This is a genomic window from Planktotalea frisia, from assembly GCF_001890925.1.
Lineage (GTDB): Bacteria > Pseudomonadota > Alphaproteobacteria > Rhodobacterales > Rhodobacteraceae > Planktotalea > Planktotalea frisia.
Genome location: NZ_MLCB01000059.1, coordinates 1 through 5,650, shown reverse-complemented (window position 1 = coordinate 5,650; position 5,650 = coordinate 1). Strand labels below are relative to the sequence as shown.

Genomic DNA, 5,650 nt, shown 5'->3' with positions numbered 1-5,650 from the left:
CGGATCATGCGGTTAGCTGAATCGTTCTACGGTCAGACGTCAACCCGTCAAAAGTCGGGTGCTCGAGGACTCTGTGTATAACAGTTTTTTTGAATAAAATACAGCAGCCATACAATGCAACGCTACGCAATTGCGCTTATGCCTTAATATTCTGACAACGGCCTAACCTGCATGCCTAAAGTGTCAAAATTGGCGGTGGACAATCAGCTCTCAAAAGCCTCTCGCCACGTCGGCCATTCGGACTTCAAAATCGAGACCCAAGCAACATCGCGTTGCCATCCGCACCGATCGCTGCCCAAAACGGTTGATGGTCTCTGCTTGAGCGCGTTAATAAACTCAGCAAGCGCGCTTTGCGTCGTGAATGGACTAAACCTGAGATTGGCGAAACTTACAGCTGCGTCCTTGGCATGTGCCCAAAGACTGCAAACACAAGTCGCAATCAGGCTACCCATCGCGGCGTGTTTCAGCGATAGAGAAGGCATGAGTTTTTTCGCCAACCTTTCTGATAACGCCAAAGGCGCACTCTTTATGATGTGCTCGATGGCGGCTTTCACGTTTAACGATCTTTTCATCAAAGCGATCGGGACCGACGTTCCATTGCCTCAAATGCTATTGCTGCGCGGTATTTTGGCCTGCGTTATGATCTATATACTCGCGCGATATTTGAACGCGCTGGCGTGGCCGGAACGCGCCAAGGATCGCTGGTTGATCGTATTGCGCTCCGGCGCGGAAGTTGCTGCGGCCTATTTCTTTTTAACCGCTCTTTTGCACATGCCCTTCGCCAATGTGACTGCCATTTTGCAGACCCTACCATTGACCGTGACGTTGGCCGCAGCGCTGGTGTTCAAAGAGGCGGTGGGCTGGCGACGCATGCTTGCCATTGTGATCGGCTTTTGCGGGATGATGTTGATCGTGCGCCCCGGCACGGAAGGCTTCACCATCCACTCAATTTACGTGTTGATAGCCGTCGTTTGCGTCACCGTGCGCGACCTCGCGGCCCGTCGGTTGAGCAAAGAGGTTCCATCGCTCACGGTCACTTTGGTCGGCGCAATTTTTGTCACTGTGTTTGGTGGCGTTGGCGCTGTTGTGACGGGTGAATGGACGGACATGACGTCTACGCAAATCGCGATGCTGATCGCCTCCGCGATCTTCGTGATAGGGGGTTATGTGTTTTCCGTGATGGTCATGCGCATTGGCGAAGTCGGGTTCACGTCGCCGTTCCGCTACACTGCAATGCTTTGGGCCTTACTGCTCGGCTATGTGTTCTTTGATGAATGGCCTGAGCCGCTGACGTTTATCGGCGCAGGGCTGATCGTCGCGACAGGTATTTTCACGCTCTACCGCGAAAGTCGTGCGAAAAAGCGTCAGGCAAAGACAGCGCGAATATGATCTGCATCAACGTTAAATGTGTCACGGATCATTTGTTCGCCATCTGCGTCTAAGAGTGTCAGCTTCGGTTGACTGACGTTGGGGCCTTGGCGGCTATCGTTGAAATCGTTGTGACCGCGCAGATACATCACTGGTTTATCAAAGCTGATCGAAGGCATGAAACGGCCCATGCGGCCATGCGCGAAGTTCATGATTGATTTGCGGATATGCGGCGCGACGGAGCAACCCAAGGCAACTCCCCAGAAGGGATGATAGGTTTCTTCCGCGTGCAGGCCTTGCGCGTCAGGGCGCACGACGTAGCCGCGCGGGAAGTCGAAAGCGACGAACTTGTTGCGTTCTAGCAGGGGGCGGCAATCCATGGCCGCGCGTTTGAACTCTTCCACGAAAGTGAGAGCGATTGCGTCGTCATCGTCATGGCGAAACTGCAAGCAGGGCGCGTCACTCCTCATGCGTGCCGCATTTATTGCTTTCTGCATCGTCTCGCGGTGATCCGCCGGGGCGTGCGCTTGGATGGTGATGTGTTTGATCGGCGCGCATAGATCGAAGAGACGTTCTTGATATTTCTCGGGAAGATTATCCCCGATAACGATAACAAAGGTGAAATCTGTCTCCGTTTGCGCGGCGATTGAGGGAAGCATGATTGTCTCGAAATGACGAAACCGCTCTTCCATGCGCTCGGGGCGATAGAGATAAGCAGATCGATCCTCGACCCCCTCATGTTCCACCTGAAAACCGCCAAGGGCAGGGTAAGAGAACCGACAAAGTCCGATGATTTGCATGAGGCGGCTCCTGTGATACCCGAACGCAGGTTCAGCATGGCATCGCCACCCCGATCCATCAAGGGGCAGGGCGTGTTGACACCTCATGCGACTCCCCCTATACGCGCGCTATCCGGCTCAAGATCCTTATCTTTTGCCGATATCATATCGACTGTGGTCAAGTCCTTGGCACTTACAGCCAACGACCTCTGAAACCCAACCGCGACGTTCACCTCGGAATGGGAACGTTTGCGGTTTTTTCGCTTGTTTACAGGCGATTGTGCTCCACGGCACGGCAGATTTCGCGTCACCCGCATTAACGGGTAGGTGGCAAAACTAAGTTGAGAGATGGGGAAGACACCTTCTATGCCAACGATCCAACAGCTGATCCGCAAGCCGCGTCAGCCTAAAATCAAGCGCTCTAAGTCGCAGCACCTAGAGCAGTGCCCACAGAAACGCGGTGTTTGCACACGCGTTTATACAACAACTCCGAAAAAGCCGAACTCCGCTATGCGTAAGGTTGCCAAAGTGCGCCTGACCAACGGTTTCGAGGTTATTTCGTATATCCCAGGTGAGAGCCACAACCTTCAGGAGCACTCTGTGGTTCTGATCCGTGGCGGTCGTGTAAAAGACCTTCCCGGTGTGCGTTACCACATTCTTCGCGGTGTTCTGGATACTCAGGGCGTCAAAGATCGTAAGCAACGTCGTTCGAAGTACGGCGCGAAGCGTCCTAAATAAGGAGAGGCTGATATGTCACGTCGTCACGCCGCTGAAAAACGCGAAGTCCTGCCCGATGCCAAGTATGGCGATCGCGTACTGACTAAATTCATGAACAACCTGATGATCGACGGCAAAAAGTCCGTCGCTGAGCGCATCGTATATTCTGCGATGGTTCGGGTTGAAGAGAAGATCAAGCGCGCACCTATCGAGGTGTTCCACGAAGCGCTGGACAACATCAAACCGTCCGTCGAAGTACGTTCCCGCCGTGTTGGTGGTGCTACGTATCAGGTACCGGTTGAAGTGCGCCCAGAGCGTCGCGAAGCATTGGCCATTCGTTGGTTGATCAAAGCGTCCCGTTCACGCAACGAAAACACCATGGAAGAGCGCCTTGCAGGCGAGCTGATGGATGCTGTGAACACACGTGGTTCCGCTGTTAAAAAGCGCGAAGACACTCACAAGATGGCCGAGGCGAACAAAGCCTTCAGCCATTACCGCTGGTAATCTAGAGGAGTACGCCTAATGGCACGCGAATACCCCCTCGACCGATACCGCAACTTCGGTATCATCGCGCACATCGATGCAGGTAAAACGACCTGTTCCGAGCGCATTCTTTTCTACACTGGAAAAGAGCATAACATCGGTGAGGTGCATGACGGCGCCGCAACGATGGACCACATGGAACAAGAGCAAGAGCGCGGAATTACGATTACGTCTGCTGCTACGACGACGTTCTGGGAGCGCACAGAGGACGGTATAACACCTGACTCTGAAAAGCACCGCATGAACATCATCGACACACCTGGCCACGTTGACTTCACAATTGAAGTTGAGCGCTCGCTGGCTGTTCTCGACGGCGCGGTTACTGTTCTTGACGGTAACGCCGGTGTTGAGCCACAGACAGAGACAGTTTGGCGTCAGGCTGACCGTTATAAAGTTCCACGTATCGTGTTCGTTAACAAAATGGACAAGATTGGCGCGGACTTCTTTAACTGTGTTCACATGATTGAAGACCGTACAGGCGCGACTGCGATTCCTGTCGGCATTCCAATCGGTGCAGAGACAGAGCTGGAAGGCCTTCTTGACCTCGTTACCATGGAAGAATGGTTGTGGGAAGGTGAAGACCTTGGCGCGTCTTGGGTGAAAGCCCCTATTCGTGAGAGCCTACAAGATCAGGCGAACGAGTGGCGCATGAAGCTGGTTGAAGCGGCTGTCGACATGGACGACGACGCAATGGAAGCATATCTTGAAGGCAATGAGCCTGACGTGCTGACACTGCGCTCTTTGATCCGTAAGGGTTGCTTGGCGATGAAGTTTGTACCTGTTTTGGGCGGTTCTGCGTTCAAAAACAAAGGTGTGCAGCCTCTTCTCAACGCTGTTGTCGACTATCTGCCGAGCCCGCTCGACGTTGTTGATTACATGGGCTTTAAGCCTGGTGACGAGACAGAAACACGTGACATTGCCCGCCGCGCGGATGATGACATGGCGTTCTCTGCACTTGCGTTCAAAATCTGGAATGACCCGTTTGTTGGCTCGCTGACATTCACACGTATCTACTCTGGTACGTTGTCAAAGGGTGATACATTCTTGAACTCGACCAAAGGCAAAAAAGAGCGCGTTGGCCGGATGATGGTCATGCACTCTAACGACCGTGATGAGATTTCCGAAGCTTACGCGGGTGATATCATTGCATTGGGCGGCCTCAAGGACACGACAACCGGTGACACACTTTGTGCCGTCAACGAACCTGTTGTTTTGGAAACGATGACGTTCCCACAGCCTGTGATCGAGATCGCGGTTGAGCCTAAAACAAAGGGCGACCAAGAGAAAATGGGCATCGCGCTTCAGCGTCTATCTGCTGAGGATCCATCTTTCCGTGTTGAGACTGACCTCGAGAGTGGCCAGACGATCATGAAGGGTATGGGCGAACTTCACCTTGATATTCTTGTCGACCGTATGCGTCGTGAGTTCAAAGTTGAAGCGAACATTGGTGCACCACAAGTTGCTTATCGCGAGACGATTGGTCACGAAGTTGAGCACACGTATACGCACAAGAAGCAGTCTGGTGGTTCTGGTCAGTTCGGTGAGGTTAAGCTTTTGATCTCTCCAACAGCTCCGGGCGAAGGTTATTCGTTTGAGTCCAAGATCGTTGGTGGTGCTGTTCCGAAGGAATACATCCCGGGCGTTGAAAAGGGTATCAAATCTGTCATGGACTCCGGTCCTTTGGCGGGCTTCCCTGTGATCGACTTCAAGGTTCAGCTGCTGGACGGTAAGTTCCACGATGTTGACTCTTCCGTGCTTGCGTTCGAAATCGCAGCTCGTATGGCAATGCGCGAAGGTATGCGCAAAGCTGGTGCGAAACTGCTCGAGCCAATCATGAAAGTCGAAGTGATCACGCCGGACGAGTACACAGGTGGCATCATCGGTGACCTCACATCCCGTCGTGGTCAGGTTCAAGGTCAAGACAGCCGTGGCAATGCCATTGCGATTGATTGCTTTGTGCCTTTGGCGAACATGTTCGGTTACATCAACACACTTCGTTCGATGTCTTCTGGCCGTGCGAACTTTTCTATGCAGTTCGATCACTACGAGCCGGTTCCGCAGAACATCTCTGACGAGATCCAAGCGCAATACGCATAAAACGAGCGGTGCGTGGGAAACCACGCACCCTACACCACATCCCGTAGGGTGCTGATCGCTTAGGCCAAGCACCGTCTTATTTGAAGGAGTCCCACCATGGGCAAGGAAAAGTTTGAACGCAATAAACCGCACGTCAACATCGGCAC

Annotated in this window: 5 protein-coding genes; 4 read left to right on the top strand and 1 reads right to left on the bottom strand. The window is 53.1% G+C overall.

Features of this window, described 5'->3' with window-relative positions:
- Positions 1-480: 480 nt before the first annotated feature.
- Positions 481-1,389 (top strand): DMT family transporter, encoded by a 909-nt coding sequence (locus tag PFRI_RS03480; RefSeq protein ID WP_072629356.1) that lies wholly within the window; start codon positions 481-483, stop codon positions 1,387-1,389.
- Here PFRI_RS03480 and PFRI_RS03475 read toward each other — a convergent pair.
- The gene (locus PFRI_RS03475) at positions 1,365-2,168 is read right to left on the bottom strand and encodes a putative rhamnosyl transferase (RefSeq protein WP_072629355.1); all 804 of its coding nucleotides are present in this window, start codon (positions 2,166-2,168) and stop codon (positions 1,365-1,367) included. The two genes, PFRI_RS03480 and PFRI_RS03475, sit on opposite strands and share 25 nt — an antisense overlap.
- 345 nt (positions 2,169-2,513) lie before the next feature.
- Between PFRI_RS03475 and rpsL the strand changes: the two genes are divergently transcribed.
- Genes rpsL through fusA form a run of 3 tightly spaced genes read left to right on the top strand, consistent with a single transcriptional unit; the run spans position 2,514 to position 5,504 of the window.
- The gene (gene rpsL, locus PFRI_RS03470) at positions 2,514-2,885 is read left to right on the top strand and encodes a 30S ribosomal protein S12 (protein ID WP_009828243.1); all 372 of its coding nucleotides are present in this window, start codon (positions 2,514-2,516) and stop codon (positions 2,883-2,885) included.
- Positions 2,886-2,897: 12 nt separating this feature from the next.
- Positions 2,898-3,368, top strand: a complete 471-nt coding sequence (gene rpsG, locus PFRI_RS03465; RefSeq protein ID WP_072629354.1) for a 30S ribosomal protein S7 — start codon at positions 2,898-2,900, stop codon at positions 3,366-3,368.
- Between the two features lie 18 nt (positions 3,369-3,386).
- A complete protein-coding gene (gene fusA / locus PFRI_RS03460; protein ID WP_072629353.1) occupies positions 3,387-5,504 on the top strand; it encodes an elongation factor G in 2,118 nt (705 codons plus the stop codon).
- Positions 5,505-5,650: the final 146 nt, after the last annotated feature.